The sequence below is a fragment of the Pseudoduganella sp. R-31 genome (assembly GCF_049913235.1).
Lineage (GTDB): Bacteria > Pseudomonadota > Gammaproteobacteria > Burkholderiales > Burkholderiaceae_D > Rugamonas.
Genome location: NZ_CP183986.1, coordinates 6,189,986 through 6,216,927, shown reverse-complemented (window position 1 = coordinate 6,216,927; position 26,942 = coordinate 6,189,986). Strand labels below are relative to the sequence as shown.

Below are 26,942 nucleotides of genomic sequence, written 5' to 3'. Positions count from 1 at the left end.
GCGGGTCAGACACCGGTTTACCGGTTGAAGAGCAAACGAACACGAGACACAAAACCATGACCCACCTGACCCTGAATCCCGGCAAACTGACCCTGTCCGACCTGCGCACCGTCTGGAGCGCCCCCACCCCGATCGCCCTGGCGCAAGAAGCCTACAGCGCCATCGACGCCTCCTGCAAAGCCGTACAGGACATCGTCGCGAAAGGCGACGCCGCCTACGGCATCAACACCGGCTTCGGCCTGCTGGCGAAAACCCGCATCCCCGATGACAAGCTGGAACAGCTGCAGCGCAACCTGATCCTGTCGCACTCGGTCGGCACCGGCGAGCTGATGTCCGACGAAGTGGTGCGCCTCTTGATGCTGACCAAGATCAGCAGCCTGTCGCGCGGCTTCTCCGGCATCCGCCCGATCGTGATCGACACCCTGATCGCCCTGTACAACAAGGGCATCATGCCCGCCATCCCGGCCAAGGGCTCGGTCGGCGCCTCCGGCGACCTGGCCCCGCTGTCGCACATGACCCTGGCCATCCTCGGCGTGGGCGAAGTGCGCGTGAAGGGCGAGCTGGTGCAGGCGGCCGACGCCTTGAAAGCCGCCGGCATCGCCCCCGTGGTCTTGGCCGCGAAAGAAGGCCTGGCCCTGATCAACGGCACCCAGGCCTCCACCGCGCTGGCGCTGCACGGCCTGTTCATGGCCGAACGCCTGCTCGAAGCGGGCATGGTGACCGGCTCCATGTCGCTGGACGCCGCCAAGGGTTCCGACTCGCCGTTCGACGCCCGCATCCACGAAGTGCGCGGCCAGCCGGGCCAGATCGCCGCCGCCGGCATCTACCGCGAGCTGGTCTCCGGCAGCGCCATCCGCGCCTCGCACCTGGTGGGCGACGAGCGCGTGCAGGACCCGTACTGCCTGCGCTGCCAGCCGCAAGTGATGGGCGCCTGCTGGGACCTGATCGCCAACGCCGGCCGCACCCTCCTGATCGAAGCCAATGCCGTGACCGACAACCCGCTGATTTTCCAGAACGACGACGGCCCGGTAGTGGTCTCGGGCGGCAACTTCCACGCCGAACCGGTGGCCTTCGCCGCCGACACGCTGGCGCTGGCCATCGCGGAAATCGGCTCGATTTCCGAGCGCCGCGTCTCGCTGCTGATCGACGCCACCCTGTCCGGCCTGCCGCCGTTCCTGGTGCGCGACCCGGGCGTGAACTCCGGCTTCATGATCGCCCACGTGACCGCCGCCGCGCTGGCCTCGGAAAACAAGTCGATCGCGCATCCGGCCTCGGTCGACACCATCCCGACTTCCGCCAACCAGGAAGACCACGTGTCGATGGCCACCTACGGCGCGCGCCGCCTGCACGATATGGCGCACAATACCGCGACCATCCTCGGCATCGAGCTGCTGGCTGCGGCGCAGGGCATCGACTTCCACCGTCCGCTGAAAACCTCGGCGCAACTGGAACATGTACACGCCCAGCTGCGTTCCAAGGTACCATTCTTCGACGCCGACCGCTTCTTCGCGCCGGACATCGAGGCAGCCAAGCAGATGGTGGTGAACGGCGACCTGAGCGCAACTTGCAAGAGCCTGTTCAGCGCCCTGCATCCGTAAGGAGGTTCCATGGATTACCGCTTCCAAGCAGGCAGTATTCCCTTGCTGGTGTCGATGCCCCACGTGGGCACCGACATCCCTGACGATATCGCCGCGGCGATGACGCCAGCGGCGAGCGGCAAGGCCGACACCGACTGGCACCTGGTGCAGCTGTACGACTTCCTGGGCGCGCTGGGCGCGTCCACCCTGTCGGCGCGCTGGTCGCGCTATGTGATCGACCTGAACCGCCCGCCGGAAAACACCAACCTGTATCCCGGCCAGGACACCACCGGCCTGTGCCCGGTCGACACCTTCCACCGCGAGCCGCTCTACCTGGAAGGCCAGCAGCCCTCGCAGGCCGAGGTCGAGCGCCGCCTGGCCGCCTACTGGCAGCCCTACCACACCCAGTTGCGCGCGGAGCTGGAGCGCCTGCTGGCGATGCACGGCAAGGTGGTGCTGTGGGACGCCCACTCGATCGCTTCCGTGGTGCCGCGCTTCTTCGAAGGCAAGCTGCCGGACCTGAATTTCGGCAGCGCCGACGGCGCCAGCTGCGATGCCGCCCTGACCGAGGCCATCGCCGGCGTGGCGCGCCGCGACGAGCGCTACACCGTGGCCGTCAACGGCCGCTTCAAGGGCGGCCACATCACGCGCTTTTACGGCAAGCCGGAGCAGGGCGTGCACGCGATCCAGCTCGAGATGTGCCAGTCCACCTATATGGACGAAGCAGCGCCGTTCGGCTACCGCGCCGACCGTGCTGCCGAGATCGAGCCGCTGCTGCGCCGGCTGGTGCAAACCGCCGCGGACTGGGTGCGCGGGGTGCGCCCATGAAAGCCCTGTTCGCGCACCACGCGCTGCTGGCCGACGGCTGGCGCAAGAACGTCCTGCTGCAGTGGGACGAGCGCGGCAATTTCACCGCCGTGCAGCCCGACGCCGTGGCGGCGCCCGGCATCCCGGGCGCGCGCCTGGTCATGCCGGGCATGGTCAACCTGCACTCGCACGCCTTCCAGCGCGCGCTGGGCGGCCTGACCGAAGTCGCGGGCGATGCGCAGGACAGCTTCTGGACCTGGCGCGACCTGATGTACCGCTTCGCGCGCAACATCACGCCGGAGCAGATGGAGGCCATCGCCGCCCACCTGTACTCCGAATGCCTGCGCCACGGCTATACCTCGATGTGCGAATTCCACTACGTGCAGCGCGCGCCGGACGGCAGCCTGTACCCGCAGGCGTCGGAAACGGCGCAGCGCGTGATTGCCGCCGCGCGCCAGGCCGGCATCGGCATCACCATGCTGCCGGTGCTGTATTCGTATGCCGGCTTCGGCGAACAGCCCCTGAAGCCGGAGCAGGCGCGCTTCCGCACCGATGCGCGCGACGTGCTGAAGATCATCGGCGAGCTGGAGCCGCTGCGCGACGCGCAGGTGGAAGTGGGGGTGGCGCCGCATTCGCTGCGCGCCGCCTCGGTGGCGCAGATCCGCGAAGTGCTGGACCACCTGCCGAAGGCGCGCCCGGTGCACATCCACATCGCCGAGCAGCAGGGCGAGGTGCAGCAGTCGCTGGACTACACGGGCAAGCGCCCGGTGCAGTACCTGGTCGACAACCTGGCGGTCGACGCGCGCTGGTGCCTGGTGCACGCCACCCACCTGAGCGACGACGAAGTGACGGCCATCGCGCAAAGCGGCGCCGTGGCGGGCCTGTGCCCGACCACGGAAGCCAACCTGGGCGACGGCCTGTTCCCGCTTGAAAGCTTCCTGGCGCAGGGTGGCCGTTTCGGCGTCGGCAGCGACAGCCACGTCTCGCAAAGCGCGGTGGAAGAACTGCGCTGGCTCGAATACGGCCAGCGCCTGGCGCAGCAGCGCCGCAATATCGCGGTGTCCGGAAGCGAGCGCCGCGTCGGCGACTTCCTGTGGCAAGCTGCCTTGCGCGGCGGGGCCCAGGCGGCGGGCCGCCCGGTGGGCGCGCTCTCGGCCGGCAAGCGTGCCGACCTGATAGTGTTGGACGACGACCACCCGAATCTTGACGGAATCGACGCAGCCGACATTCTGGGATGCTTGGTTTTCAGCGGAAATGATAATCTTGTCAGGGATGTGATGGTTGGCGGCCACTGGGTGGTGCGCAACCGGGAGCACGTGGCGCAACCGGCCATCACCACGCGCTTCAAAAAGACGCTGGCCGAACTGCGCGAGCTACGAGCATGACTCAAATCATCCAGTATGCAAGCCTGCACGCCACGCCCTGGAAAAACGGCGGCGGCAGCACCACGGAACTGTGCGTGATGCCGCCGGGCGCCGGCTTCGACGAGTTCGAATGGCGCCTGTCGCTGGCCACCATCGCGCAGAGCGGACCGTTCTCCGTGTTTCCCGGCATCGACCGCACCCTGACCCTGGTCGAGGGCGGCGGCGTGGTGCTGGACGTGGGCAACGAGCGGCGCGTGGCGCTGTCCGAGCGCGAGCCGGTGATCGCCTTCCCGGGCGAGAACGCCGTCACTGCCACCGTGGAAGGCGCGCCGACCACCGATTTCAACGTCATGACGCGGCGCTCGGTCTGCAACCACCAGCTGGAACGGCGCACCATCCGCGACTTCTCCACGCTGGAGCGGCGCAGCCCGACCACCGTGGTGTTCCTGGCCGAAGGAGAGAGCCTGAACCTGGCCAGCACCAGCGAGCGCATCTCGCTGGTGCGCTATGATGCGGTGGTGCTGGACAAGGATGACGTGTGGACGCTGGAGGCGGGCCACGCCACCGTGTTCATTGTCGATATTTTCCCGAACGAAGAGTAAAAACACATGGCAGTAGAGTGGGACCTGTTGATCACCAACGTGCACCTGGCCACCATGGCGGGCGAGGGCTATGGCGAAATCCGCGATGCCGCGATTGCGGTCGATAACGGCCGCATCGCCTGGATCGGCCGCCGCCAGGATGCGGCCGCGGCGGGCAGCGCGGAGCTGGAGCACGATGCCGGCGGCTGCTGGCTGACGCCGGGCCTGATCGACTGCCACACCCACATCGTCCACGCCGGCAACCGCAGCGACGAATTCGAGGCGCGCCTGAACGGCGCCAGCTACGAGGATATCGCCCGTGCCGGCGGCGGCATCATGTCCACCGTGCGCGCCACCCGCGCCGCTTCCGATGAAGAATTGCTGCGCCAGTCCCTGCCGCGCATCGCCGCGCTGCTGGCCGAAGGCGTGACCACGCTGGAAATCAAGTCCGGCTACGGCCTGGACCTCGCCTCCGAAAGCAAGATGCTGCGCGTGGCGCGCCGCGTGGAGCAGGTCATGCCGGTGTCGGTGCGCACCACCTTCCTCGGCGCGCACGCGCTGCCGCCCGAATTCAAGGACAGGCCCGACGACTACGTCGACGCCGTGATCGGCATGCTTCCCGCCCTGGCGGACGAAGGCCTGGCCGATGCGGTGGACGCCTTCTGCGAGCGCATCGGCTTCACTGCCGCCCAGACCGAGCGCATTTTCGCCGCCGCGCGCGAGCATGGCTTGCCGGTCAAGCTGCATGCCGAACAGTTGTCCGACCAGGGCGGGGCGGCCCTGGTGGCGCGCTTTGGCGGCCTGTCGGCGGACCACCTGGAGCACCTGTCGGCTGCCGGCATCGCCGCCATGGAAGCCGCCGGCACCGTGGCCGTGCTGCTGCCGGGCGCCTACTACTTCCTGCGTGACACGACGCCGCCGCCGGTCGCCGCCTTGCGCGCTGCCGGCGTACCGATGGCAGTCGCGACCGACAACAATCCCGGCACCTCGCCGATGACGTCCCTGCTGCTGGCAATGAATATGGTGTGCACGCTGTGGCGCCTGACGCCGCTCGAAGCGCTGGCCGGCTGCACCATCCATGCCGCCCGCGCGCTGGGCCTGGATGGCGAGGTCGGCACACTGGAAGTGGGCAAGCGCGCCGACTTCGCGCTGTGGCAGATCGCCCGCCCGGCCGACTTGTGCTACGCCTTCGGTTTCAACCCCTGCGTCGCCGTGGTCAACCGAGGCGTCTGGCGCGACCCCGTGGTCGGCATTCCAGCCATTGCTGCCGCCGCAGGCGCCTGACCTTGCTGCGCCGCGCCGCCACAGTCCTGCCGGCCCTGGCGACCGCCGCCCTCGTTGCCTGCAGCGCAGCGGGCGCCGCGAACACCGGCGCCGCCGACGCCACCGGCGCCACGCTGCGCATCGGCTCCAAGCGCTTCACCGAGTCCTACATCCTTGGCGAGTTGCTGGCGCAAACCGCTGCGGCGCAGGCGCGGGTCGAGCACAGGCAAGGCCTTGGCAACACAGCGATCGTGCTGGCCGCGCTGAAGTCCGGCAGCATCGACGTCTATCCCGAGTACACCGGCACGATCAGCCTGGAAATCCTGAAACACACTCAGCCCGCCACGCTGGAGCAGATGCAGCGCGAACTGGCCGCGCAAGGCCTGGGCGTGGCCATCCCGCTTGGCTTCAACAACACATACGCCCTGGCGGTGCGCGGCGACGCGGGCAGCCCGCGCAAATTGAGCGAACTGGCAGCACGGCGCGGCCTGCGTTACGGCCTGTCGCATGAATTCATCGGCCGCGCAGACGGCTGGCCGGGTCTCGCCAGGCAGTACGGCATTGGCGCCGCGCCGCGCGGGCTTGACCACGGCATCGCCTATGAAGCGCTGGCGCAGAAGCAAGTCGACGTCATCGACATCTACTCCACCGATGCCAAGATCAGCCAATACGGCCTGCGCGTGCTGGAGGACGACCGCGGCTACTTCCCGCGCTACGACGCCGTCCTGCTGTACCGCCTCGACGCTGCCCAGCGCTTCCCTGCCGCCTGGAAGGCATTGCGCGCGCTCGAAGGCCGCATCAGCGCCACCGACATGATCGCCATGAACGCCGCCGCCGAACTGCACGGCCAGCCGTTCGCCGCCATCGCCAGCGACTGGCTCGGGCGCCACCCGGCCTCCATTAGCGCGGCCGGCGCATCGCACGCCGCCGCGGCCCCGGCCCCGGGCGCGCCAGCCAGCGTCCCGACATTCTGGCGACGCCTTTTTGCTGACGATTTCTGGCCCCTGACCCGCCAGCACATCCTCCTGGTCGCACTGTCGGTCGCAATGGCCAGCGCCATCGGCATCCCGCTTGGCATCCTCGCCGCCTACCGCCCAAGGCTGCGCGAACCAGTGATGGCCGTCGCAGGAACCCTGCAAACCATCCCTTCGCTGGCCCTGCTGGCCATGCTGATTCCGCTGCTGGGCACCATCGGCACCATGCCAGCCCTGTGTGCGCTGTTCGTCTACGCGCTGCTGCCGATCATCCGCAACACCTGCACCGGCATCAGCGGCGTACCGCAAGGCCTGAAGCAAGCCGCCGCAGCGCTAGGCCTGCGCAGCACGCAGCGCCTGAAAGAAGTCGAACTCCCGCTGGCTGCGCCAGTCATCCTGGCCGGCGTGAAAACCGCAGCCGTGATGAGCGTGGGCACCGCCACCATTGCCGCCTTCATCGGCGCGGGCGGCTACGGCGAACGCATCACCACCGGCCTGGCCCTGAACGACAACACCCTGATGCTGGCCGGCGCGCTGCCGGCAGCCCTCCTGGCCCTGCTCACGCAGGGGCTGTTCGAATGGATGGAAAGGGGATTCAAAGCATCAGCAGCCGCGCGCGCACCTGCTCGGCTTCGTGCGTGAGTACTTGCTCTGCTAATGCATCATTGGCCCGCTGCGCCGCCAGCACCTGCAATTCCCGCGTGTAGCGGTCCAGCAAAAGGCGCAGATAAACCCGATAAACAGCTTTGAACATCGTCAGTCTCCACCGAGGCGGGACTATCCATTCTGGGAGTTTCTCCGAAGAATGTATTGAGCTAGATCAAATGTAAGCCAGGTAAGAATTTGTAAGTGACGAGGCACGGTCGGGGCAGGGCGACTATATTGAAACCGTCGATTCATCTCCCCTCCCAACTGACACCTGGGTTTAGTATCCCTCGCCCGACCACACACGAGCCGCGAGGGATTTTTTTTGTCTCAGGCCTTGGCCAGCGATTGCAGCGCCGGCCCGGTAACGCGGCAAACGCGCCAGTCTGGCAGCACGTCGGCGCCCATCTGTTCGTAGAACTTGATTGCATTGACATTCCAGTCCAGTACCGACCATTCAAAGCGTCCGCACTGGCGCTCGACCGCGATCCGTGCCAGCGCCGCCAGCATCTGCTTGCCATAGCCCGCGCCGCGGCGGTTCTGCTTCACGTACAGGTCTTCCAGGTACAGCCCCTTCTTGCACAGGAAGGTCGAGAAATTGTGGAAGAACAGGGCATAAGTCACCACTTCACCCGACTCCTCGCCGACGATGCCCTCCACGCCTGGCTTGGCGCCGAACATTTCCTCATGCAGCATGGCCTCGTCAGCCACCACCAGGTGTTCCAGTTTTTCGAAAACAGCCAGTTCGCGGATCATGGCCATGATGGACGCCACGTCTTCCGGACGGGCAGGGCGGATAGTCAAATTGCTCATGAAGCTTTCTTCAAAGGTTTAAGGTCAACAGGAATGCGGCTGGCCGGCATCGACGGCGCCTTGAGCGCCCAGGCCACGCTGGCGATACACACCACCATGCCCAGGACTTCCATCCAACCCGGCCGGTAATGTTCAAGGCGAATGCTCAGCAAGACGGAAATCACCGGCGTCACTACGCCGATATACACCGCCTTCTGCGTGCCGATGCGGTCGATCAGCGTGAAGTAGCAGGCGAACGCGATCACGGAACCCAGCAGCGACAGGTACAGCAAGCCGCCCCAGTATGAAGCCGTGGCCGGCATGACAAAGGCATCGCCGCGCACCAGCGCCCACAGGGCCACCAGCAGGGTGCCCCACAACATGCCCCAGGCCATGGTCAGCAGCACATTCGATTCATGCTGGCGCACCTTGACCACCAGCGTATTGCCGACCGAGCTCGCAATGGTCGCGCCCAGCGCCAGGGCCAGGCCCAGGATGAAATGCCCCTGGCCGCCCGCCATCACGTCGCGCAGCGACTCGGAAATCGCATGATAGAACAGCAGCACCACGCCCCCGACTGCCGCGCTGCCGGCAGCCCAGGTGCGCCAGGTCAGCGGCGTGCCAAAGGCAATGCGGTTCAGGATCGGATTCCAGAACACCATCAGCGCAAACAGCACCGCCACCAGCGCCGAAACGACGTACTGTTCCGCGTTATAGGTGCCGATATAGCTCAAGCCAAAGCTGCAGCAACCCTGCAGGATAGTCCAGCGCTGCGCCTTCCACGACAGCTTCAGCTTGTCGCCGCGCAGCAGGCACCAGGCGAACAGAACGCTCGAGGCCAGTGCAAAGCGGTAGACGATGGAAACGGCGGGAGCGATGTCGCCCAGTTGCAGGGTAATCGCGAAGAAGGTGGAACCCCAGATAAGGCAGGCGAGAATGAAGAGTATCGATGAAGGCATCCCGCCAGTATAAGTGTTTCTTCGAAGCGGCGCAGTGCGCCGGCCGGCGACGCGCAAGTCCCGGCCATGGCAGCGCCGCCCTGGTTTAGTAGGCGAGATTCAGGCGGCGATACAGCACGCCCAGGACGAACAGGGGCCCGATCAGCAGGAAGCGCAAGTCGTCGAAGAACGACGGTTTCTTGCCCTCGATCTTGTGGCCGATGAACTGGCCGATCCATGCCAGGACGAAGATCAAGCCGCTCAGTGGCAGGACCGCAGCCGGCGGCAGCGCGCTCAGCACCGCCAGCATGAAGCCCGCCATCAGCAGCATGCCGAGCGCGAAATTGCGCGACAACTTGAAGTAATACACCATCGATGCCGCCGCCAGCGCCACCGCCAGCAAGGGGTGAATGGACCAGATCAGTCCCAGCAGGCTGAAGACGATCAGCGGCACGCACACGCAGTGGATCGCTTCATTCGTGGGGTTCAGGTGACTCTCGCTGTACTTCAACAGCAGGGTGACGATGGCGCGCTGCTCGCTCATGGTTGCGGTCTCCAGTGTGGTTGTTTGTTTAGCACTACCGTTCGATTCTACACCTGAGGAATCGGCATTTGGTGTCGGATTTTTTTACACCTCTTGTTTCGCTTTCAACCTAACTTATTGATTGGAAACAAAACATGCACTCTGGCATCAATATTGCTTAATGAGCAGTTCTGTTTATTATTTACCACTATGGAGTAAGACTGATGTCGAAGAAACTGATCGCTGCAGCCCTGATCGCCGCCGCATCCAGCACCAGCGCTTTCGCCGGTGTAATCGCTAGCAACACCACTGCAATTACGACGACTGGCCAAAGCTATACCAATGCATTCAACCTGAGCGGCCCTGCACAAAGCGACGTCATCCTGTCGATCACCGCCAAGGGCGACTACGGCACCAACTATGCTGGTTTCGACGAATACCTGAACTTCTTCCTCGATAATGTGCAACTGACCCACTGGAGCAGCACCAACGGCGGCCCTTCCAATGTCGTGACCAACGTGGCTGACTACGACTACACCATCACCGGCACCATCGCCCTGACCGCAGCACAGTGGGCGCAGTTTGCAGCCGACAATGTACTGAATGTGCGCTGGCAAAACACTTCGATGGTGGACTCGTACGCGGTCGGCGGCGCCGACTTCGTGTCCTTCACCGTGGAAGGCCGTAACGCCGCTGCCGACGTCCCTGAGCCGGCTTCGCTGGCACTGTTCGGCCTGGGCCTGGGGGCTTTCGGCCTGGTACGCCGCCGCAAGGCCTGAAGCCTGGAAGCGGGCCCGGCCCGCTTGATAGAATGGCTGGCATGACGAACCTCGACACATGCCAGGATGCGCGCAAGCGCTGCTTTGACCCGGTGGTTGACCATCGCACCCGCTTGCTGGTGCTGGGCAGCCTGCCGGGCGATAAATCGCTGGCGGTGCAGGAGTATTACGGCAATCCTCAGAACAAGTTCTGGGAGCTGGTGGGGCAGGTGATCAACGTCGACCTGCGCGCTATGACCTACCACGCACGACTCGCAACGCTGCGCGAACACGGTATCGGCTTGTGGGACGTCGTCGCCGAAGCACATCGCCGAGGAAGCCTGGATAGCGCAATTCGCAACCGCAACGAGAATGACCTTCTCGGATTGCTCGGACGCTTCCCGACGATCAAAACGATCGCGTTCAACGGCGGCACGGCAGCGAAATTAGGCATCAAAGCGCTTGGTTCCCGAGCTGTTGCGTATCAAATCTTGACTTTGCCCTCGAGTAGCCCGGCCTACACTTTGCCTTACGCAGGTAAAGCTAAACTGTGGCTAGCATTACAGCCGATAATGTGACGGTTCGATGATTATTAGACGCAGGCCGCAATCGGCCAAGAGCAGCCGTTGCGCATGCTGGGAAACTAGATAAATATTTCAAATTTTAGGATTGGCTGGGGATGCTTGCCACTGAGTTAGAAAAGTCACTGCGCCAGTCGTTGCGCTCCGCAGGTCGGCAGCTGAAAGATTTTCACGCACCGGATGTATTGCGCTTTGCTACTGAGCATTGGCAGTCAACCGAAGTCGATGGCTTAAGACCAACGCAGGGTGACGGCTTGGTAGGCTATTTTGAGCTGGTGAATAGGGGACGTGGGGCAGCCCTAGAGTTCGGAATTAATCGTATTCTGCGCTTCCCGCCAATCGACGGTGCAAATTTCTGGGAGTGGGTGCCTGGCTATAAGCTCCGCCTGTCGATTTCTTACAAGCCGCCCCTTGAGTTCTTTCAACTCAATGCTCCTAAGTCGGTTGTCGATTGCTGGAATAAGATTGATGTCGAGATTTTTATTGATGAACTCAAATCGCTACCACTGTTTGAGCTTGTAAACCAGCTTGAGCCAGATTCCGCTAACATTAGCTTCACTGAATGTGATAGCCCACCGACTGAGGCTAATCACTTCACCAAGGGGCTAATATGGGCCAAAGCTTGAAATTACTTAGTTCCGTAGTCGGCCAAGAACGGACGGAGGATTAAGAGTTCCGACAATGAAAGCAACAAATAGCGATATGAGTGTTGATGATCTGATTCATTACGTGAAGCATCTGGTCGCAGAAGACCGGGAAGAACTTTACGACGAAGGACTTCGAGTCGATGAATCCCCCATGCCAGGCGGGTACGATTCTTCGCCGAAGGGGTACCTTGCATTTGCATCAACCGGGGGAGATGGAGTTCACTTCAGTGTTCCTGATGGAGCCGCTGGACCAGTGATAATGACCGTGCCTATGGCCTTCGATAATCCGAATTTCGTTGTGGGATCGGATATCAAGGAGTTCTTGTCGTTAGGCAGTGCGTACGGCTATTTTAGTCTTGAGCAGCTTGCATATAACTGGGAGCGCACTGTCGAAGCCATTGCGGCTGCGCAAGAACCTAGCGCTGCTTTGCAAAAACTGAGTGAGAGGTTTGACTTACGCCCTTGGTTGTCAGTTGGTGTACGTCTTCGAGAACTAGAACCTTCGCTCCCAATCAAATCGGCGGATGCGTAGCCGTAATGCCGTATTCGGCCACTAGCCGACATCAAATGAACTCCTCTGAAGGGAAAAGTCTATGACGCCAGAAGTTAAATACGAAAGGATTGGGAGATTCATCTGAGGTAACCTGACTTTTTCGGACACTCTCGTTTGTTAAACTTAGCAACGGGAGAAGCATTTATGAAATCGAAGACATACACACCGGAGTTCCGGGCAGAGGCGGTCAAACTAGTCCTCGCACAGGGACTGACACTGGAGGAAGCCGCGCAGCGGCTTGACATTCCTAAGGGAACACTGGGGACTTGGGTTAACGCTGCAAAGCGAAGCAATGATACTGGGGCTGCTCCCGGTAGTCGCAGCGTGGCGGAGCTTGAAGCGGAAGTGGCTAGGCTGCGCAAAGAATTGGCCGTTGAACGCATGGAGAAGGAAGTGCTAAAAAAAGCAACGGCGTACTTTGCAAGGGAGTCGCTGCCAGGTACGCGTTCATGAAGTCGGTGCGACTCGACGGATACCCGACGGATTTGCTTTGCAGGGTCTTCAATGTCTCTCGCAGCGGCTTTTACGCATGGCAGGGGCGCAAGCCGTCGCGCCGCGCTCAGGAGGACGCCAAGCTGAAGGTGGCGATTCAGGCCGTGCATCAGCAATCGCGCGAAACCTATGGCACGCTGCGCGTTCATCCTGAACTCCAGGAGCAAGGATTTGAGGCCGGGCGTGATCGCGTCGCCAGGTTGCGGACAGAACTTGGTCTGCGCTGCAGACAAAAGCGCAAGTTCAAGGCCACCACCAATTCCGGGCATGACATGCCGGTCGCGCCGAACTTGTTGAACCAAACGTTCCTGCCGACGCGGCCAAACGAAGCCTGGGTGGCAGACATTACCTACATCGCGACTGAGGAAGGCTGGCTCTATCTGGCCGGCGTGAAGGACGTTTTCACCTGCGAGCTGGTGGGGTATGCGATGGGGCCACGCATGACGCAGGACTTGACGGCGCAAGCCTTGTGGCGGGCTGTGCGCAACAAAAGACCGGCGGCGGGATTGATCCATCATTCTGATCGCGGCAGTCAATACTGCGCCGAGAAATACAGGAAACTGCAGAACCAATTCGGAATGAAGACTTCGATGTCGCGCAAGGGAAACTGCTTCGACAACGCGCCGATGGAGAGCTTCTGGGGCAGCTTGAAAAATGAGCTGGTTCATCATCGTCGCTTTGCATGCAGGTCTGAAGCGCAGGCGGCCATTACGGAGTACATCGAGATCTTCTACAACCGCCAACGGCGTCATTCGCGCCTTGGCTACAAATCGCCGGCACGCTTTGCGGCAGACTTCAACAAGGAAGTGCTGGCAGCTTGAGACGAGAGTGTCCACTATTGACAGTACACCTCAATCTATGGTGCCGGCAGGTATGGCGGCGATACTGCTGATGTCTATAATTGGATGGCCGGTGAGCTTGGAATTACGTGTCCAGGAGAGGATGACGCCGCCGCTCAGGCTAGTTTGCAAGCTGCGTACTTTGCCAAATACGTGAGCGATGATCAATTTCACGAAAGCCATCAACGCTTCATGGAAATGATGAAGCTGCGCGCCGTTTAGGACTCCCTAAAACGACCGGCCGCCCAATCCGCCTGTAAGCCTGACGAAAACGGCCGGAGTAGCCGTTCTCAGGTAAAACAAGCGAAGTGATTTTTGAAGTGAGTTACTGACCTATGCGAATAGAAGATTTAGAAGGATTAGGCCCCAAAACGGCTGAGATGCTCACACGTGCCGGCATTGCCACGGCGGAGAATTTGCGCACTCTGGGTTCAGTCCAAGTGTTTGTAATCGTGAAGCTCTCTGGCGAGCCTGTCAGCCTGAATCTTTTATGGGCTCTAGAAGGCGCCCTTACTGGTCGACATTGGCAAGATGTTGCGAGAAGTGATAGAACCCGTCTGCTATTGGCGCTTGATCATCTTGAACAAACGAGGTAGCTGATCTGCTGACCGAATGTCCGCAAAGGGGCGGAAGCAGTCGGCAGGCAAAGCCTAGCGAAAGACTATGCTTCTCCCGCAGAGATAGGCCGAACTGCTAGGCGCAATCCCATGGAGCTCAGAATGGCTCGCAAAGTCCTTAACGACGGGTTGCCATGTTCAGACAGCGTGCGGTACATCGTGTTTGGATTGGCGTCCGCCCGGCGAGCAATTTCCTGCACGCCGCCGAAGGCCGTGCTCAAATACCTAAGCGCCATCATCAGATCCACTTCATCACCGGTTGCGAGAACGTCGTTAAGATAGTCCGCGGCCAGAGTTGGATCCTTCCGAAACATCTCGACAGTGGCATCATCATGTGAGCGGTGGGATTTTGTCATTTCTGTTCTTCCAATCTCGTAGCATTTCTATTGCGGATGCAATATCTCGGTCTTGTGTTCGTTTGCTGCCGCCGCACGTCAAAAGGACGACCGCCTTGCCAACAAATGCAAAGTACACCCTGTATCCGGGACCGATATCGATTCGAAGCTCTTGAACTCCCTCGCGGAGCGACTGGTGGTCACCTGCTAAGCCAGCGGCCAATCGTGCCACTCGCCGAATGATTGCTAACTTTGCATTCCGATCACCCAGGGCATCCAGCCATTCTTGGAAGTAGTCCTTGCCACGAGCATCCAGATAATGAAGGATAGTGTACATTTTAGCTTATAAGCGAAACGTCGCAAGGGAACTGAGCAAACAAGCATTGCACGAGTACCTGAACATGGAATTGACCAATGTCGGAGTCTGAAGCGATTCATGTGGTGTCAAATTGACCAAAACATCAACAAATTCTCGGAGTTGCTCGGCGCAGTGATCGAGGCCGACTTGCGCTCCATGTCTTACGACGCCCACCTGGCTAACTTGCTCGAGCCTGACATCGGCTTGTGGGACGTCGTTTCGGAGGCACATCGCAAGGGAAGCCTCGACAGTCATCCGCAACCGTAACGGCAACGATCTGCTTGGCTTGCTTGAACGCTTCCCAAACATCAAGGCGATTGTGTTCAACTGTGGCACGGGTAAGTTGGGCGACAAAGTGCTGGGCATGCGAGGGGACTTGTACCAGGTCTTGACCCTGCCATCGAGACCCCGCTTATATTTTGTCGTATGCAGATAAAGTGAGGCAGTGGCTGGCCTTATGGCCCCTTGGCAGAATTGTAATCTCGGGCTGTTGCCAATGAAGCTGTTGGCTTGGATTAGGCGTCAGCGCCTTGACGCAAAGCTATCCCGCGACAATATGGAACTCTGCAGCGTTTGCAATCGGACGCACATAATTTCGCTCTCGCTTCAATTCCACGATGCCATAGTTGGACATGGTCTTTAAGGTCCGTAATAGCTTGCTAGGTTTGCGGCCGGTAGCCTCTGCCAACGCTGAAATAGATTCCGGCTTCATGTCCATGATGACATGTAGAAGGGCGCGGTTGTCATCACTCAGGACCTATGCGAGCGATTTCATCGACGCAAACCAAATATTCGGTTCAGTTGACTTGGAGGCGTAGTCGCCACGAGCGATCGCCAGCACGCGTTCGCGAATTCGCTCTTGAAGCATGATGCCAATAAAAATTGGTTTCATCACTTTTTACCGTCAGTCCATCGGGTCCAGCAGCGTGTCCATGGCAGGACGCCGCCTTCATTAGACCACTATATCATCTGATGATATTCATCAGTTGCAGGCGTTCTGTGGCTGGGGATGCGCGACGCCAGGTGGACCGTGATGCCGCGCTGGCGGTAGGGCGACAGCGTTTCTTCCGGCACGCTGGCAACCGTTACCAGGGCAGATAGCTCGCTTAGCGGAATCACCTGGTATGGTGAGGCCGTCATCAGCTTCTCTGGCGAAGCGAGGACGATGGTTTCGGCGGCCGCTGCGCTCAGGGCTCGCTTGACGCCAGCCTCCTCGAAATCCCCGGTCGATAAGCCGGCCTCGGGGTGCACGCTGCAGACGCCCATGAAATACAGGTCGGCCCGGAATTGCCGGATCGCGTCGACAGTCGTGGCGCCTACGTTCACCACCGAATGCCTGAACAGGCGCCCGCCCAGCATGATCACCTCGATCGTCGGATGCGACACCAGTTCCAGCGCGATGGATGGGCTGTGCGTGACCACGGTAGCTTGCAGCCCAGGCGGAAGCTGGCGCACCAGTTGGGCCGAGGTCGTTCCGCCGTCGATGAACACGACCTGCCCCGGCTGCACCATGGCGGCGGCGGCGCGGCCGATCGCGCTCTTGTCGTCGGGTGCTATCTGTTGGCGGGCGGCGAAGTCACCCATCGCAGGCGACGCCGGCAAGGCGCCGCCGTGCACGCGCTGCAGGCGGCCTTCGCGCGCCAGTTCGCGCAAGTCGCGGCGGATGGTGTCTTCCGAAACGGCAAGGGCCTGGGCGGCGCCGGTGGCGACGATCTTGCCCTCGCGGTTCAGCATCTCCAGCAGGAGGAGTTTGCGTTGGGAGGTCAGCATGCTTGCATGTTTTTAATTGATCTTGCATGATTATGCATGAATTGAAAACCGGGTGGAGAAAATCATGCACGAGTATGTCCGCATCAAGTCGGTCCAGCTGTTGTCGGATAACTGGTACGTCCTCAAGACCACCACCTTCGATCTGAAACGCCGCGACGGCCGCTGGCAGACCATGAGCAGGGAAACTTACGACCGCGGCAATGGCGCCGTTGCCCTTCTGTATAACCTGGAGCGCCGCACGGTGCTGTTGACGCGCCAGTTCCGCTTTCCCGCCTACGTCAACCAGCATGACGGCTACCTGATCGAAGCCCCGGCCGGCCTGCTGGATGAAGCGCATCCGGAACAGCGCATGCATGCCGAGCTGGAAGAGGAAACCGGCTACAAGGTGGACAAGCTGCGGCCGGTGTTCGATGTCTTCATGAGCCCCGGCTCCGTCACCGAGCGCCTGCACTTCTTCGTCGGCGAATATGACGCACAGTCGAAGATCGGCAGCGGCGGCGGGCTGGAGGAAGAGGGCGAAGACATTGAGGTCCTCGAACTCGATGCCGACCAGGCGCTGGCAATGACGGCCAGCGGCGAGATCAAGGACGCCAAGACCGTCATGCTGCTGCAGTACCTGCATCTGCACTTGCTGCCGCCGCGTAGCATGATGATCCTGGTCGCAGGTCCATACCGTTCGGGTACGGGCGATGATCCGGAGCGCATGGCAGCGAACATGGCCGCCATGGCGGCCTATGTTCTGCCGCTGTATCGCAAGGGCCACACGCCGGTATTGGGCGAGTGGCTGGCGCTGCCTGTGCTGCATGCCGCTGGCTCGACATCCGTCGGTGATACTGTCTATAAAGAGATTTTCCATCCACATTGTGAGCGCTTACTTTCCCACTGCAACGCCGTCTTGCGCATCGGCGGCGCCTCCGCCGGGGTGGATGCCATGGTGGCCGCGGCGCGCAAACTCGGCAAGCTGGTGTACCACGACCTGACGGAGATTCCGGAGGCACGATGAAAATTGGAATGCTGACCTGGGGCAGCCACGGTGATATCCGTCCCTTTCTTGCGCTTGCCGATGGCTTGCAGTCCGCCGGCCATGAAGTCCACCTGGTGATTACCAGCCTCGAAGCCGAAACGTACGACAAGGTGCGTTCCGCTGCCGGGGCGAAAATCACCGTCTTGACACCGCTCACCTTCAACGCCGAGCAGGCCGAAGCCGTCGGCCAGGCTGCCTATCGCATCCGTGATCCGCTGAAGCAGATGGCCGAGATCTTGCGCCTGGCGTTTGCGCCGGCGGAGGACGCCATGTTCGAGGCGGCCCGGCGCCTGAGCGCGGAGTCGGACCTGCTGGTTGGGCATTACTTCATGCACCCGTTGCAGATTGCGGCGGAACATGCGGGGCTGCCCTACGTTAGCGTGCTCTTGTCGCATGGCGGCGTGCCAAGCGATCATGTCAATCCTCTCGGCTTGCCGATGGTCCGCAGGCACGGTAATCGCCTGTTATGGTGGCTGACCCGCACCCTCCTGAATCGCACTGTGCGCCACTACCCGGACCGGCTGCGCAAGCAATTGGGCATGGCGCCGATGCGCGACATCGTGTCGGACGTCTGGGTATCGCGCTACCTGGCGCTGGTGGCCGTCAGCCCGCAAATCTGCCCGCGTCAACCCGACTGGCCCGACTCGATCCAGGTCTGCGGTTTCCTTGACCGGCCGAACTGTGAACTGGAAGGAGTTTTGCCGCCCTCCTTGTCTGGCTTCCTTGCGGCTGGGGAAGCGCCGGTGTACATGACCTTTGGCAGCTGGATGCCCAAGGATCTCAAGGGGCAAACGGCGGCCCTGCGTTTGCTGACCGATGCTGCGCGCGAGGCAAACTGCCGTGCGATCATCCAGTGCAGCGACTGGAATGCATGCGGCTTCAGCTCTGACGACCGTATCTTGTACGTCGCGGCGGCGCCGCACCACCGGATTTTCCCCCATTGCATGGCGATTGTTCACCACGGAGGCGCCGGGACGACGCAGTCGGCTACGCTGGCGGGCAAGCCTTCGATCGTGGTCGCCAATCTCAGTGAGCAGGAGCATTGGGGCCGTGAGCTGAAACGCATCGGCGTCGCAGGCAAGACCGTCAAACGCCGCAATGCGACAGCAGCCGGCATCGCCGCGCAGATTCGCCATGTGCGCGAAAATCCTGAGATGGGCGAGCGGGCACGCCGGATTGGCGAAGGAATGCGGCAGGAGAATGGCGTCGCGGAAGCGGTGCGGCAAATCGAACTTCGCAGCCGACGCCTTGATTCGACTGCGCTGGCCGGAAAAAAGGCCAGCGAAAGCTGGCCCGGGGAGGAATATCAGCGGTAGAAGGCGTCTACCTTGCCTTTCAGCTTGATCAGCATCGGCTGGCCGCGGCGGTCCTTGGCCGTGGCGTGCTGGACTTTGATCCAGCCTTCGCTGATGCAGTATTCCTCAACGTCAAAGCGCTCTTTGTCGTTGAATTTGATGCCAATGTCGTGCTCGAACACGGCAGCTACGTGGTGCGGGCTGCGCGGGTCGATCGACAGGTGGTCCGGGAGTTCTGGGCGGGTAGTATCGTTCATGGGGCAGGATTATACCGGAAGCCGGACCGCGATTCGCGTTACACCGGCCAGGCGCGGTCGATGATGGCGGGCAGGGCGCGGGCGTCCGGCAGGGTGCCGTAGATGCGGCCGTGCGCGCTGTCGAAGCGGCTGGCGATGAAGGCGTCGGCGATTGCGGCCGGGGCGCGTTCGCGCAGCAGCCGGGCCTGGATCAGCAGGACCAGCGCTTGCGCGTTGCGGCGGGCCGGCGCCTCCTGCGCTGGCCCGCCGTCGAACAGGCCGGCCAGCGCTGCGAGATGGGGGCGCAGCACGGCGTCGGCGTGGCAGCCATCCTGCAGGTCGGCCAGCAGTGCGGCCATGGCTTCCGGCTCGCGGCCGATGGCGCGCAGCAGGTCGAGCGCCATCACGTTGCCGGAACCTTCCCAGATCGACAGTACCGGTGTTTCGCGGTACAGGCGTCCCATCGGCCCTTCGTCCATATAGCCGTTGCCGCCGAAGACTTCCATCGCTTCCGCCGACAGTTCGATCGAGCGCTTGGTGGTCCACAGCTTGCCTGCCGGGGTGACGATGCGCTGGTAAGCGCGCTCCAGCGGGCTGTCGTCGCGGTCGAAGGCTTCGGCCATGCGCATCATCAGCTGCGTGGCAGCCTCGCTTTCCAGCGCCATGTCTGCCAGCACGTTCTGCATCAGTGGCTGTTCGACCAGCCGTTTGCCGAAGGCGTACCGCTGGCGCGAATGGTGGATGGCCTGCACCACGCATTGGCGCATCAGGCTCGCTGCGCCCATCACGCAGTTCAGCCGCGTGATATTGGCCATCTCGATGATGGTCGGGATGCCGCGTCCTTCCTTGCCCACCATGCGGCCCCAGGCGCCATGGAATTCCACTTCGCTGCTGGCATTCGAGCGGTTGCCGACCTTTTCCTTCAGGCGCTGCACCTGCACCGCATTCTTGCTGCCATCCGGCCGGTAGCGCGGCACGAAGAAGCAGGACAGTCCGCCTTCGGTGCGGGCCAGCACCAGGTGCGCATCGCACATTGGCGCGGAGAAAAACCATTTGTGTCCGGTCAGCTCGTAGCCGCCGGCAACGGCTTCGGCGCGCGTGGTGTTGGTGCGCAGGTCCGAGCCGCCCTGTTTCTCCGTCATGCCCATGCCGACCAGGATCGAATCCTTTTCCTCGAGCGGGATGTCGCGCGGGTCGTAAGTGCGCGAGAACAGTTTCGGCGCCAGCGCTTCGAACAGTTCCGGCTCCTGGCGCAATACGGGCACGCAGGCCAGCGTCATCGAGTGCGGGCATTGGCTGCCGGACTCGATCTGGTGGTGCATCGAGAAAGCGGCCGCGTAAGCCGCCCAGGCGCCGGGCCGCGGGTCCGAGAAGGGCTGGGTGATCATGCCTTGCTCGCGCGCCATGCGCATCATGCCGTGCCAGGCCGGATGGAACTCGATACGGTCGATGCGGCGGCCCTGCCGGTCGAAGGTTTGCAGTTCGGGTTTGAAATGGTTGGCGTCTTCGGCCATCCGGATCGTGGCCGCGCTGCCCAGCAGCGCGCCATAGGCTTCCAGTTCGGCTTCATGGGCGCCGGCGCCGGCGCGGCAGATGCCTTCCTGCAGCGCGAGGTCGCTGGTGTACAGGTTATAGCCTTGCAATTCGTGGGGCAGGTTGTCCATTGCGGCGCAGCTCCTTGATTAATGTGCAAGAAAGTGTAATGCTCGGCGCTTTCCCGGGTGTTCGGATTCCGACCATGCATGCACCACTTCCCGTCGCGCCGAAGCGGCGAAAACCGACACAGTCGCGCGCCCGCGCCACGGCGCAGGCCATCGAGCAGGCTTTCGTGCAACTGCTCGTCGAGAAAGGCTATGCGCAGGTCAGCATCCGACAGGTGCTGGCGCTGGCTGGCGTTGGCGCCGGCAGCTTTTACGAGTACTTCGCCAGCAAGGAAGCGCTGGCCGCAGTCAGCATCCGCCAGCGGGTGCGGGCCATTGCCGATGCGTTGCAGCAGTCGGCGCAGGCGGCGGCCGGCCTGCCGCTGCCGGAACGGGTAGACGCGCTGCTGGAAGCGCAATTACAGGCGCCGCTGGCGGAACCCGAACAGTGGGCGGCCTTGTTTCATCTGGAGCGCCAGATTTCAAAGCCGCAGGCGTTCCGTGAGCTTTACCGGGAGTTCGTAGCCACGTGGGAGCGCGGCCTGGGCGCGGGCGCCGACTGGCCGGCCGGCGCAACGTTGGCGGATGCCGCCTTTGCCGCGCATGCCATCGCTTACAGCCTGGTGTCGCAGACCTTGATGGCGCGCAGCGAGCGGCCCGATGCGGCTGCGCTGCGGGCCCTGGTGCGGCAGGCGGTGCATGGTTATCTGTCCGTGGTCGCGCCGCGCGCGTACCGGGGCTGTCTGGTGTTTTGAGAGGAGAAAGCATGGCAAGCAGGAGGCAGGTGTTGGGCGTGGCAGCGGGCGTGCTGGCGTCCGCGGTGGCGCGGGCGGGGGCGGCGGAAGCTGGGGCGGCTGGCGCCGCGCTTGCTGCACCGCTGGCGATTGGCGAAACGTTCACGATGGAGTCCAGAATCCTCGGCGAAATGCGCCGCATCAACGTCTACTCGGCGCGGGCCTGGAACGTGAAGCCGGATGCGCCGCTGCCGGTGCTGTTCATGCTGGACGGCGGCGTGGCGGAAGACTTCGTGCACACGGCAGGCCTGCTGCAAGTATCGGTGGCCAGCCTGGTGATGCGCTCCTTCATGCTGGTGGGGATCGAGAATACGCAGCGGCGCCGCGACATGACCGCTCCTACCGAAAACCCGGAAGACAGGAAGATTGCCCCCGTGGTCGGCGGCTCTGCCGCGTTCCGCCGCTTCATCCGCGAAGAACTGATGCCGCAGGTGACAGCACGCTACAACACCACTGGAGAGACCGCGCTGATAGGCGAATCGCTGGCTGGCATGTTCGTGCTGGAAACCTTCCTGCAGGCGCCGGAGATGTTCGACACCTTTATCGCCATTGACCCGACGCTATGGTGGAACAACCGCCAGATCCTGAAAACCGCCGCCGGCGCGCTGCGCGCCCGCAAGCGCCTGGACAAGACCCTGTTCATCGCCACCAGTGGCGAGAAAGGCCAGCCGGAATTGGCGAAACAGCTGGAGCAGGCGCTGGGCAGCGTGCAGCTCGACGGCCTGCACTGGCAAATGGCGCCAATGCTGGAAGAAACGCATATGACGATCGGCCACCCGGGCGCGATGCGCGCCTTCCGCTCGGTATTCAAGCCGGCTGCGTGAACTGCGCCTGCAGGAAGCAGGCGATCTTCTGCTGGGTAGTCGGCAGGTAAGGGATGTTCAGGTGATCGGAATCGGGAATGATTTCGTCGTGGTGCAGGCAGGTCAGCTTGCTGACCAGCTCATTGGTGTGCGAATGCGGCACGATATCGTCGCTTGCCGCGCGCAGCACGTAGGTCGGCGCCGCCAGTTGCGTCGCATGCTTGACCGATTCGAAGCGATGCTGCAGCAGCATCGACACCGGCAGCGCAGGGAATTTACGCTGCGCCAGCGCCAGGATGGAGTCGTACGGCGTGATCAGCACCGTGGCCTGCACCCGCCGCTGCATCGCCAGCTGCACTGCCACGCCGGAACCAAGGCTACGCCCCACCACCGCAATGCGGGTCGGGTCGACCTTGTGGTGCTTGCACAGCCAGTCGAGCTGCATGCAGGCGTCGGCAACCAGCATTTCTTCGCCGGGCTCGCCGTGCGAATCGCCATAGCCGCGGTAATTCAGGGTCAACACCGTCATGCCGGGGAACAGGTTGCCGGCATCGCGCACCAGCCAGGACACTTCTTCCGAGCGCCCGCCGAAATACACCACGGCAGGCCGCACGCCCGGTTCGCGCGGCGTCATCAGCCAGCCCGCCAGGCGCGTTCCGTCGTCGCCGCGCAACACGATTGCACGTGTGCGGTGGCCGCTGCTGCGCGGGCTTTGCACCTCGCGCTTGACGGTGGGATTGAACAGCAGCTTGCGCTGGCCGGCCATGAGGAGGGCCGTCAATCCGGCCCAGACAAAACCCACGGCGCCAGCGGCGGCGGCCACTTTGCGTGAATTGTTCATGTGTCTTAGTATGCTCCTAATGCTGAGCAAACTGCGTTAAGCAACGCACCGATGTCAGATTGCGGCAACACACTTGATAGGATGACCATGCCCACCATTGATCCGCGCGTCGACGAGTACATCGCCAAGTCGGCCGAATTCGCCCAGCCCATCCTGACCCACCTGCGGGAAGTGATCCACGCGGCTTGTCCCGAGGTGAAGGAAACCATCAAGTGGAGCATGCCGAACTTCGACTACCACGGAATCATCTGCAGCTTTGCCGCCTTCAAGCAGCATTGCGCCCTGAACTTCTGGAAGGCTGAATTGCTGATTGCGGCCGAGAATGACAAGGGCAAGGAAGCCATGGGCCAGTTTGGCCGCATTACCTCGATCAAGGACTTGCCGCCGAAGAAAGAGCTCACGGCCTACATCAAGAAGGCCATGAAGCTCAACGAACAGGGGACCAAGGTCGCGCGTCCGAAGGCAGCGCCGCGCGAACTGGTGGTGCCGGATTATTTCATCGCCGCGCTGGAAGCCAATCCGGCTGCATATGAGGTCTTTAACGAGTTTTCAACCAGCGCCAAGCGCGATTACTGCGACTGGCTGACCGAAGCAAAGACCGAGGCCACGCGCGACAAGCGCATGGCCCAGGCGGTCGAGTGGATTGCCGAGGGCAAGAAGCGGCATTGGAAGTACGAGAACTGCTAGGCACCGCTCAAGGCATCACCATCAGCTGCAGGCCCGACGCCGTGCCCGGCGCATGGTAGACGCGCTGGGTGGCCTTCACGAAGTCTTCCGGCTTCGCGTTCGGGATGTTGGCGAAGGTCTGCGGGTTCAGGTCGACCAGCGGGAACCAGCTGCTCTGCACATGCACCATGATGCGGTGGCCGCGGCGGAAAGTGTGCTGCACGTCGCCCAACTGGTAGCTGAGCGGCTCCACCTTGCCCGGCACGAAAGGCTCGGGCTTTTCGAAGCTGTTACGGAACTTGCCGCGAAGCGGATTGCCACGCACCAGTTGCTGGTAGCCGCCCATCTTCACTGACGGCGGCGCCACGTCCGTGTGCTTTTCTTCTTCCTTGTCCTGCGGATAGTCGTTCGGGTAGACGTCGATCAGCTTGACCACGAAATCGCTGTCGGTGCCGGTGGTGGAGACGAACAGTTTGGGCGTCACCGGGCCGGCGATGGTCACGTCTTCTTCCAGCACTTCGCTCTGGTACACCAGCACGTCGGGGCGCGTCGAAGCAAAGCGCTGGTCGGAAACCATGTACTCGCGTGGCACGCCGGTCGCCGGATAGCCGATATAAGGCACCGGCCTGCGCGGGTCGCTGATGTATTCGTCGAAGCCGCCGCCGGCAGCAGGCTGGGTCCAGCCAAGGGTGCCGTTCGGGCCCAGGTACAACATCTTCGCCTTGGCCTGCACCGGCGGCCATGCGCTGTACTGGCGCCAGACGTTGGTACCGGTCTCGAAGGTGTTGACGGCGGCAATCGGCTGCGCCGGCTTGACGCCCTTCAACTGCTCCTCGAAGAAGGGGAACAAGAGCTTCTTGTTGAAATACTCGCTGGTCTTGCTGTCGAATTTCACGTGGCCCAGGCGCTTGCCTTCGCCGCTGGCCCAGCCGCCGTGCGACCATGGGCCGATTACCAGGCCGTTGTAGATGCCCGGGTTGTTCTTGCCGACGGCGCGGTAGATCGAGAACGGTCCTGCCGGGTCTTCCGCATCGAACCAGCCGCCGACGGTCATCACGGCGGCCTTGACGTTCTTCATGTGCGGCGCCAGGTTGCGCGACTTCCAGAATTCGTCGTAGGTGTCGTGGTCGATGGTCGGCTTCAGGTAGGCCAGCTGCTTGGGCTGCATGCCGGCCAGGATGTTCGACATGGTCAGGCGCTGCAGGAAGTAGTCGTAGCCGCTGGTGGTGCCGTAATCGAAATCGCTCCAGCTCTTGGGCAGGGGTGATGGGTTCTTTTCTTCCGTGAAGGCGGCGTAAAAGTCGAAGTTAGCCGCCAGCATGAAGGCGCCGCCATGGTAGGAATCGTCGCCCATGAACAGGTCGGTGACCGGCGCCTGCGGCGAGGCGGCCCGGATCGCCGGGTGCGAGTCGATGATGCTGGCTGCTGTGTAGAAGCCGGGATAGCTGATGCCGTAGATGCCGACCTTGCCGTTGTTGTTGGCCACATGCTTGAGCAGCCAGTCGACCGTGTCGTGCATGTCGCGGCTTTCATTGCCTTCGCCCGGCTCCAGCGCGGTCTTGGCATGCGGCGTCATTTCCTGCCACTTGCCTTCGGACATGTAGCGGCCGCGCACGTCCTGCTTGACGAAGATGTAGCCGGCGTCGCTGAAATCGGCCGAAGGGCCGAGGCGGCGCGGGAAAAAGTCAGGTCCGTACTGGAGCTGGCCGTCGACATTCACGCCCGCGCTGTAGGGCGTGCGTTCGATCAGGAAGGGATAGGACTTGCCGGCATCCTTCGGCACGTAGACGGCCGTGAACAGGCGCACGCCGTCGCGCATGGGGATGCGGAATTCGTACTTGGTGTAGGAGGAGCGCAGGTCCGGCTTTTCATCAGGCGCCGCGTGGGCGGCGCCTGCGAAGGCCAGTGCAAGGGAAAGGGCGAGGGGGCTGAGTTTGGAAAGCATGATTCCTTTATTATGCCGGTGCCAGGGCCCAACACGCTGCGCGTGTCAGGAGCTGGCACCGGGGTTACTTAGATTTCTCCCGGTCGAAGACGGGCTCGCGATTCGTACAGGCGCAGGGCGGCCAGTTTGCCGGCGTAGATGGCGCTGTCGCCGCGCGTGGTGCTGTTCATTACTGCCAGCGACATATGCTTGTCGGCTTCCTTCAGGTTGCCCAGTGCGAAAGATGCCTTGGCCAGCCAGAAGTGGAACTCGTGGTAATACGGAGCACGCTGTACTTCGCGCACGAACATCGAGCGCGCTTTCTGGTAGTCCCCTTCGGCCATTGCTTTCTGTCCGATGTGGAAGAAGTAGAAGGGCGGGTAGGGTTCCAGCCGTGCCAGCTCGGCCTTGTATTTGGCCGCTTCGTCCTTCTTGCCCAGCGCATTGGCGACTTCGGACAGGTTGAACAGGATCACCGTATTCAGAGGATCATGCTGGTGGGCGAAGCGCAGCGTCGTTTCGGCCATCTGCATGTCGCCGTGGCGCTGGTAGACGGTGGACAGGGTGTTGTACCCCATCAGGAAGTTGGGCTCGTATTCGATGGCGGCGCGGGCCCACCAGTAAGCCTCGTCCAGCTTGCCCTGTACCAGCGTCTCGGCGGCGCGGTTGTTCATGTACATGGCCACCACGGTGCGCTGCGAAATGATTTCGGTCGGCATCAGCTCGGCATCCGGCGGCGGCAGGAAGTCGATGACAATCGAGCGCATGGTATCGTAGGTACGCTCCGATACAGGATTTGGCTTGCTCAATACCAGGTTGACGTGGCCGCTGCTGAAGTACAGCGAACCGGAACGGCTCCAGGTGTCTTCACTGGTGATGCGCTGGAATTGCACCTCCAGCCCCAGTTCCTGGGCGAAGGCGGCCGTCATGATCACCAGCGACATGCAATTGCCGGCGCGCGCTGCAAAGGCCTCGGCGGCCGTGCGCGTTGTTTCGGAGTCGTATTCGAGGCGAAGCTGGTCGCGCTGGTACAGCGCTTCATACAGAGCCTGGTGCTTCGACTTGCCGCTTAGCGATGAACGCAGCCTATTCGCATAGGCCTTCATTTCCGGCGACAGTTCAAAGACTTGCTCCGGCGTGATCATGTCGGCCGGCTTGCGGAAGGCTGCGTCGGTGAAGAGCGCGCGTTCAGGCGTTGAAACTGCCGGCGGACCGCTTGCGCAGCCGGCCAGCAATGCAGCGAAAATCAATGTTGACAGTAGTTTCATGGTGGCGTCTCCTCACCTCTATGAAACAAGTATGTGC

The 26,942-nt window shown here is 62.3% G+C and carries 32 protein-coding genes; 18 read left to right on the top strand and 14 right to left on the bottom strand.

Annotated elements, in window-relative coordinates; genetic code table 11:
* Positions 1-56 precede the first annotated feature (56 nt).
* The 6 genes from hutH to ACN9MY_RS28370 are packed head-to-tail and all read left to right on the top strand — an operon-like array spanning position 57 to position 7,208.
* Positions 57-1,598 carry a histidine ammonia-lyase gene (gene hutH / locus ACN9MY_RS28395; protein ID WP_426319359.1) on the top strand — a complete coding sequence of 514 codons (1,542 nt, stop codon included), beginning with the start codon at positions 57-59 and terminating at the stop codon, positions 1,596-1,598.
* A 9-nt stretch (positions 1,599-1,607) separates the two neighbouring features.
* Positions 1,608-2,405, top strand: coding sequence for an N-formylglutamate deformylase (gene hutG, locus ACN9MY_RS28390; protein ID WP_426165204.1), 798 nt, complete (start codon positions 1,608-1,610; stop codon positions 2,403-2,405).
* Positions 2,402-3,769, top strand: coding sequence for a formimidoylglutamate deiminase (locus tag ACN9MY_RS28385; protein WP_426336477.1), 1,368 nt, complete (start codon positions 2,402-2,404; stop codon positions 3,767-3,769). The genes hutG and ACN9MY_RS28385 overlap by 4 nt, the downstream gene beginning before the upstream one ends.
* Positions 3,766-4,350 (top strand): HutD/Ves family protein, encoded by a 585-nt coding sequence (locus ACN9MY_RS28380; RefSeq protein WP_426336476.1) that lies wholly within the window; start codon positions 3,766-3,768, stop codon positions 4,348-4,350. Before ACN9MY_RS28385 ends, ACN9MY_RS28380 begins: the two co-directional genes overlap by 4 nt.
* 6 nt (positions 4,351-4,356) lie before the next feature.
* On the top strand, positions 4,357-5,613 hold the full coding sequence (gene hutI / locus ACN9MY_RS28375) for an imidazolonepropionase (protein ID WP_426336475.1): 1,257 nt from the start codon (positions 4,357-4,359) through the stop codon (positions 5,611-5,613).
* 2 nt (positions 5,614-5,615) lie between these two features.
* Positions 5,616-7,208 (top strand): glycine betaine ABC transporter substrate-binding protein, encoded by a 1,593-nt coding sequence (locus ACN9MY_RS28370; RefSeq protein ID WP_426319356.1) that lies wholly within the window; start codon positions 5,616-5,618, stop codon positions 7,206-7,208.
* Here the strand turns inward: ACN9MY_RS28370 and ACN9MY_RS28365 are convergent.
* From ACN9MY_RS28365 to ACN9MY_RS28350, 4 genes are all read right to left on the bottom strand, one after another.
* On the bottom strand, positions 7,162-7,320 hold the full coding sequence (locus ACN9MY_RS28365; protein WP_426165194.1) for a hypothetical protein: 159 nt from the start codon (positions 7,318-7,320) through the stop codon (positions 7,162-7,164). The genes ACN9MY_RS28370 and ACN9MY_RS28365 overlap by 47 nt on opposite strands.
* Positions 7,321-7,541: 221 nt before the next feature.
* Complete coding sequence (locus ACN9MY_RS28360; protein ID WP_426165192.1) at positions 7,542-8,024, bottom strand: GNAT family N-acetyltransferase; 483 nt, start codon at positions 8,022-8,024, stop codon at positions 7,542-7,544.
* Entirely contained in the window at positions 8,021-8,962 is a 942-nt protein-coding gene (locus ACN9MY_RS28355; RefSeq protein ID WP_426165190.1) for a DMT family transporter, read from the bottom strand. Before ACN9MY_RS28355 ends, ACN9MY_RS28360 begins: the two co-directional genes overlap by 4 nt.
* An 85-nt stretch (positions 8,963-9,047) precedes the next feature.
* Complete coding sequence (locus ACN9MY_RS28350) at positions 9,048-9,485, bottom strand: DUF962 domain-containing protein (RefSeq protein ID WP_426165188.1); 438 nt, start codon at positions 9,483-9,485, stop codon at positions 9,048-9,050.
* A 203-nt stretch (positions 9,486-9,688) separates the two neighbouring features.
* On the opposite strand from ACN9MY_RS28350, the gene ACN9MY_RS28345 reads away from it, so the two are divergent.
* The 5 genes from ACN9MY_RS28345 to ACN9MY_RS28325 all read left to right on the top strand — a co-directional run bounded on the left by ACN9MY_RS28345 (position 9,689) and on the right by ACN9MY_RS28325 (position 13,316).
* Positions 9,689-10,243: a PEP-CTERM sorting domain-containing protein gene (locus tag ACN9MY_RS28345; RefSeq protein ID WP_426336474.1), complete on the top strand. Its 555-nt coding sequence runs from the start codon at positions 9,689-9,691 to the stop codon at positions 10,241-10,243.
* A 41-nt stretch (positions 10,244-10,284) separates the two neighbouring features.
* Positions 10,285-10,800 carry a DNA-deoxyinosine glycosylase gene (locus tag ACN9MY_RS28340; RefSeq protein WP_426336473.1) on the top strand — a complete coding sequence of 172 codons (516 nt, stop codon included), beginning with the start codon at positions 10,285-10,287 and terminating at the stop codon, positions 10,798-10,800.
* 101 nt (positions 10,801-10,901) lie between these two features.
* Complete coding sequence (locus tag ACN9MY_RS28335; RefSeq protein WP_426336472.1) at positions 10,902-11,429, top strand: hypothetical protein; 528 nt, start codon at positions 10,902-10,904, stop codon at positions 11,427-11,429.
* A 55-nt stretch (positions 11,430-11,484) separates the two neighbouring features.
* Positions 11,485-11,982 (top strand): hypothetical protein, encoded by a 498-nt coding sequence (locus ACN9MY_RS28330; protein ID WP_426336471.1) that lies wholly within the window; start codon positions 11,485-11,487, stop codon positions 11,980-11,982.
* Between the two features lie 165 nt (positions 11,983-12,147).
* A protein-coding gene (locus ACN9MY_RS28325) for an IS3 family transposase (protein ID WP_426317910.1) occupies positions 12,148-13,316 on the top strand; the annotation gives its coding sequence in 2 pieces (ribosomal slippage) (positions 12,148-12,415 and positions 12,415-13,316; 1,170 coding nt in all).
* 30 nt (positions 13,317-13,346) lie between these two features.
* Here the strand turns inward: ACN9MY_RS28325 and ACN9MY_RS28320 are convergent.
* Positions 13,347-13,517: a hypothetical protein gene (locus tag ACN9MY_RS28320; RefSeq protein ID WP_426336470.1), complete on the bottom strand. Its 171-nt coding sequence runs from the start codon at positions 13,515-13,517 to the stop codon at positions 13,347-13,349.
* Between the two features lie 152 nt (positions 13,518-13,669).
* On the opposite strand from ACN9MY_RS28320, the gene ACN9MY_RS28315 reads away from it, so the two are divergent.
* Positions 13,670-13,930 (top strand): TfoX/Sxy family protein, encoded by a 261-nt coding sequence (locus ACN9MY_RS28315; RefSeq protein WP_426336469.1) that lies wholly within the window; start codon positions 13,670-13,672, stop codon positions 13,928-13,930.
* Between the two features lie 65 nt (positions 13,931-13,995).
* On the opposite strand, the gene ACN9MY_RS28310 is transcribed toward ACN9MY_RS28315, so the two are convergent.
* Together ACN9MY_RS28310 and ACN9MY_RS28305 are read right to left on the bottom strand one after the other, a co-directional pair.
* Positions 13,996-14,307, bottom strand: coding sequence for a DNA-binding protein (locus tag ACN9MY_RS28310; RefSeq protein WP_426336468.1), 312 nt, complete (start codon positions 14,305-14,307; stop codon positions 13,996-13,998).
* Positions 14,282-14,623 carry a type II toxin-antitoxin system RelE/ParE family toxin gene (locus tag ACN9MY_RS28305; RefSeq protein WP_426336467.1) on the bottom strand — a complete coding sequence of 114 codons (342 nt, stop codon included), beginning with the start codon at positions 14,621-14,623 and terminating at the stop codon, positions 14,282-14,284. The genes ACN9MY_RS28310 and ACN9MY_RS28305 overlap by 26 nt, the downstream gene beginning before the upstream one ends.
* A gap of 99 nt (positions 14,624-14,722) precedes the next feature.
* Between ACN9MY_RS28305 and ACN9MY_RS28300 the strand changes: the two genes are divergently transcribed.
* A complete protein-coding gene (locus ACN9MY_RS28300) occupies positions 14,723-14,911 on the top strand; it encodes a hypothetical protein (protein ID WP_426336466.1) in 189 nt (62 codons plus the stop codon).
* A 490-nt stretch (positions 14,912-15,401) separates the two neighbouring features.
* Here ACN9MY_RS28300 and ACN9MY_RS28295 read toward each other — a convergent pair whose 3' ends face one another.
* Together ACN9MY_RS28295 and ACN9MY_RS28290 are read right to left on the bottom strand one after the other, a co-directional pair.
* On the bottom strand, positions 15,402-15,536 hold the full coding sequence (locus ACN9MY_RS28295) for a hypothetical protein (RefSeq protein WP_426336465.1): 135 nt from the start codon (positions 15,534-15,536) through the stop codon (positions 15,402-15,404).
* Between the two features lie 68 nt (positions 15,537-15,604).
* Positions 15,605-16,414 (bottom strand): DeoR/GlpR family DNA-binding transcription regulator, encoded by an 810-nt coding sequence (locus ACN9MY_RS28290; protein ID WP_426336464.1) that lies wholly within the window; start codon positions 16,412-16,414, stop codon positions 15,605-15,607.
* A gap of 64 nt (positions 16,415-16,478) precedes the next feature.
* On the opposite strand from ACN9MY_RS28290, the gene ACN9MY_RS28285 reads away from it, so the two are divergent.
* Both ACN9MY_RS28285 and ACN9MY_RS28280 read left to right on the top strand, forming a co-directional pair.
* Positions 16,479-17,417 (top strand): NUDIX domain-containing protein, encoded by a 939-nt coding sequence (locus tag ACN9MY_RS28285; RefSeq protein ID WP_426336463.1) that lies wholly within the window; start codon positions 16,479-16,481, stop codon positions 17,415-17,417.
* A complete protein-coding gene (locus tag ACN9MY_RS28280; protein ID WP_426336462.1) occupies positions 17,414-18,754 on the top strand; it encodes a glycosyltransferase in 1,341 nt (446 codons plus the stop codon). The genes ACN9MY_RS28285 and ACN9MY_RS28280 overlap by 4 nt, the downstream gene beginning before the upstream one ends.
* On the opposite strand, the gene ACN9MY_RS28275 is transcribed toward ACN9MY_RS28280, so the two are convergent.
* A complete protein-coding gene (locus tag ACN9MY_RS28275) occupies positions 18,745-18,990 on the bottom strand; it encodes a DUF3297 family protein (RefSeq protein WP_130310317.1) in 246 nt (81 codons plus the stop codon). The two genes, ACN9MY_RS28280 and ACN9MY_RS28275, sit on opposite strands and share 10 nt — an antisense overlap.
* A gap of 38 nt (positions 18,991-19,028) precedes the next feature.
* Entirely contained in the window at positions 19,029-20,633 is a 1,605-nt protein-coding gene (locus ACN9MY_RS28270) for an acyl-CoA dehydrogenase family protein (RefSeq protein ID WP_426319350.1), read from the bottom strand.
* A gap of 74 nt (positions 20,634-20,707) precedes the next feature.
* Here ACN9MY_RS28270 and ACN9MY_RS28265 point away from each other — a divergent pair, with 74 nt between their 5' ends.
* Together ACN9MY_RS28265 and ACN9MY_RS28260 are read left to right on the top strand one after the other, a co-directional pair.
* Positions 20,708-21,364: a TetR/AcrR family transcriptional regulator gene (locus tag ACN9MY_RS28265; RefSeq protein ID WP_426336461.1), complete on the top strand. Its 657-nt coding sequence runs from the start codon at positions 20,708-20,710 to the stop codon at positions 21,362-21,364.
* Between the two features lie 11 nt (positions 21,365-21,375).
* Positions 21,376-22,227 (top strand): alpha/beta hydrolase, encoded by an 852-nt coding sequence (locus tag ACN9MY_RS28260; protein ID WP_426336460.1) that lies wholly within the window; start codon positions 21,376-21,378, stop codon positions 22,225-22,227.
* Here ACN9MY_RS28260 and ACN9MY_RS28255 read toward each other — a convergent pair.
* Positions 22,211-23,047, bottom strand: a complete 837-nt coding sequence (locus tag ACN9MY_RS28255) for an alpha/beta hydrolase (RefSeq protein ID WP_426336459.1) — start codon at positions 23,045-23,047, stop codon at positions 22,211-22,213. The genes ACN9MY_RS28260 and ACN9MY_RS28255 overlap by 17 nt on opposite strands.
* Before the next feature lie 87 nt (positions 23,048-23,134).
* Between ACN9MY_RS28255 and ACN9MY_RS28250 the strand changes: the two genes are divergently transcribed.
* Positions 23,135-23,734 (top strand): YdeI/OmpD-associated family protein, encoded by a 600-nt coding sequence (locus ACN9MY_RS28250; RefSeq protein ID WP_426319348.1) that lies wholly within the window; start codon positions 23,135-23,137, stop codon positions 23,732-23,734.
* A 7-nt stretch (positions 23,735-23,741) separates the two neighbouring features.
* Here ACN9MY_RS28250 and ACN9MY_RS28245 read toward each other — a convergent pair whose 3' ends face one another.
* Both ACN9MY_RS28245 and ACN9MY_RS28240 read right to left on the bottom strand, forming a co-directional pair.
* Positions 23,742-25,658, bottom strand: coding sequence for a CocE/NonD family hydrolase (locus ACN9MY_RS28245; RefSeq protein ID WP_426319347.1), 1,917 nt, complete (start codon positions 25,656-25,658; stop codon positions 23,742-23,744).
* A gap of 68 nt (positions 25,659-25,726) precedes the next feature.
* Positions 25,727-26,905 carry a tetratricopeptide repeat protein gene (locus ACN9MY_RS28240; protein ID WP_426319346.1) on the bottom strand — a complete coding sequence of 393 codons (1,179 nt, stop codon included), beginning with the start codon at positions 26,903-26,905 and terminating at the stop codon, positions 25,727-25,729.
* Between the last annotated feature and the right edge of the window lie 37 nt (positions 26,906-26,942).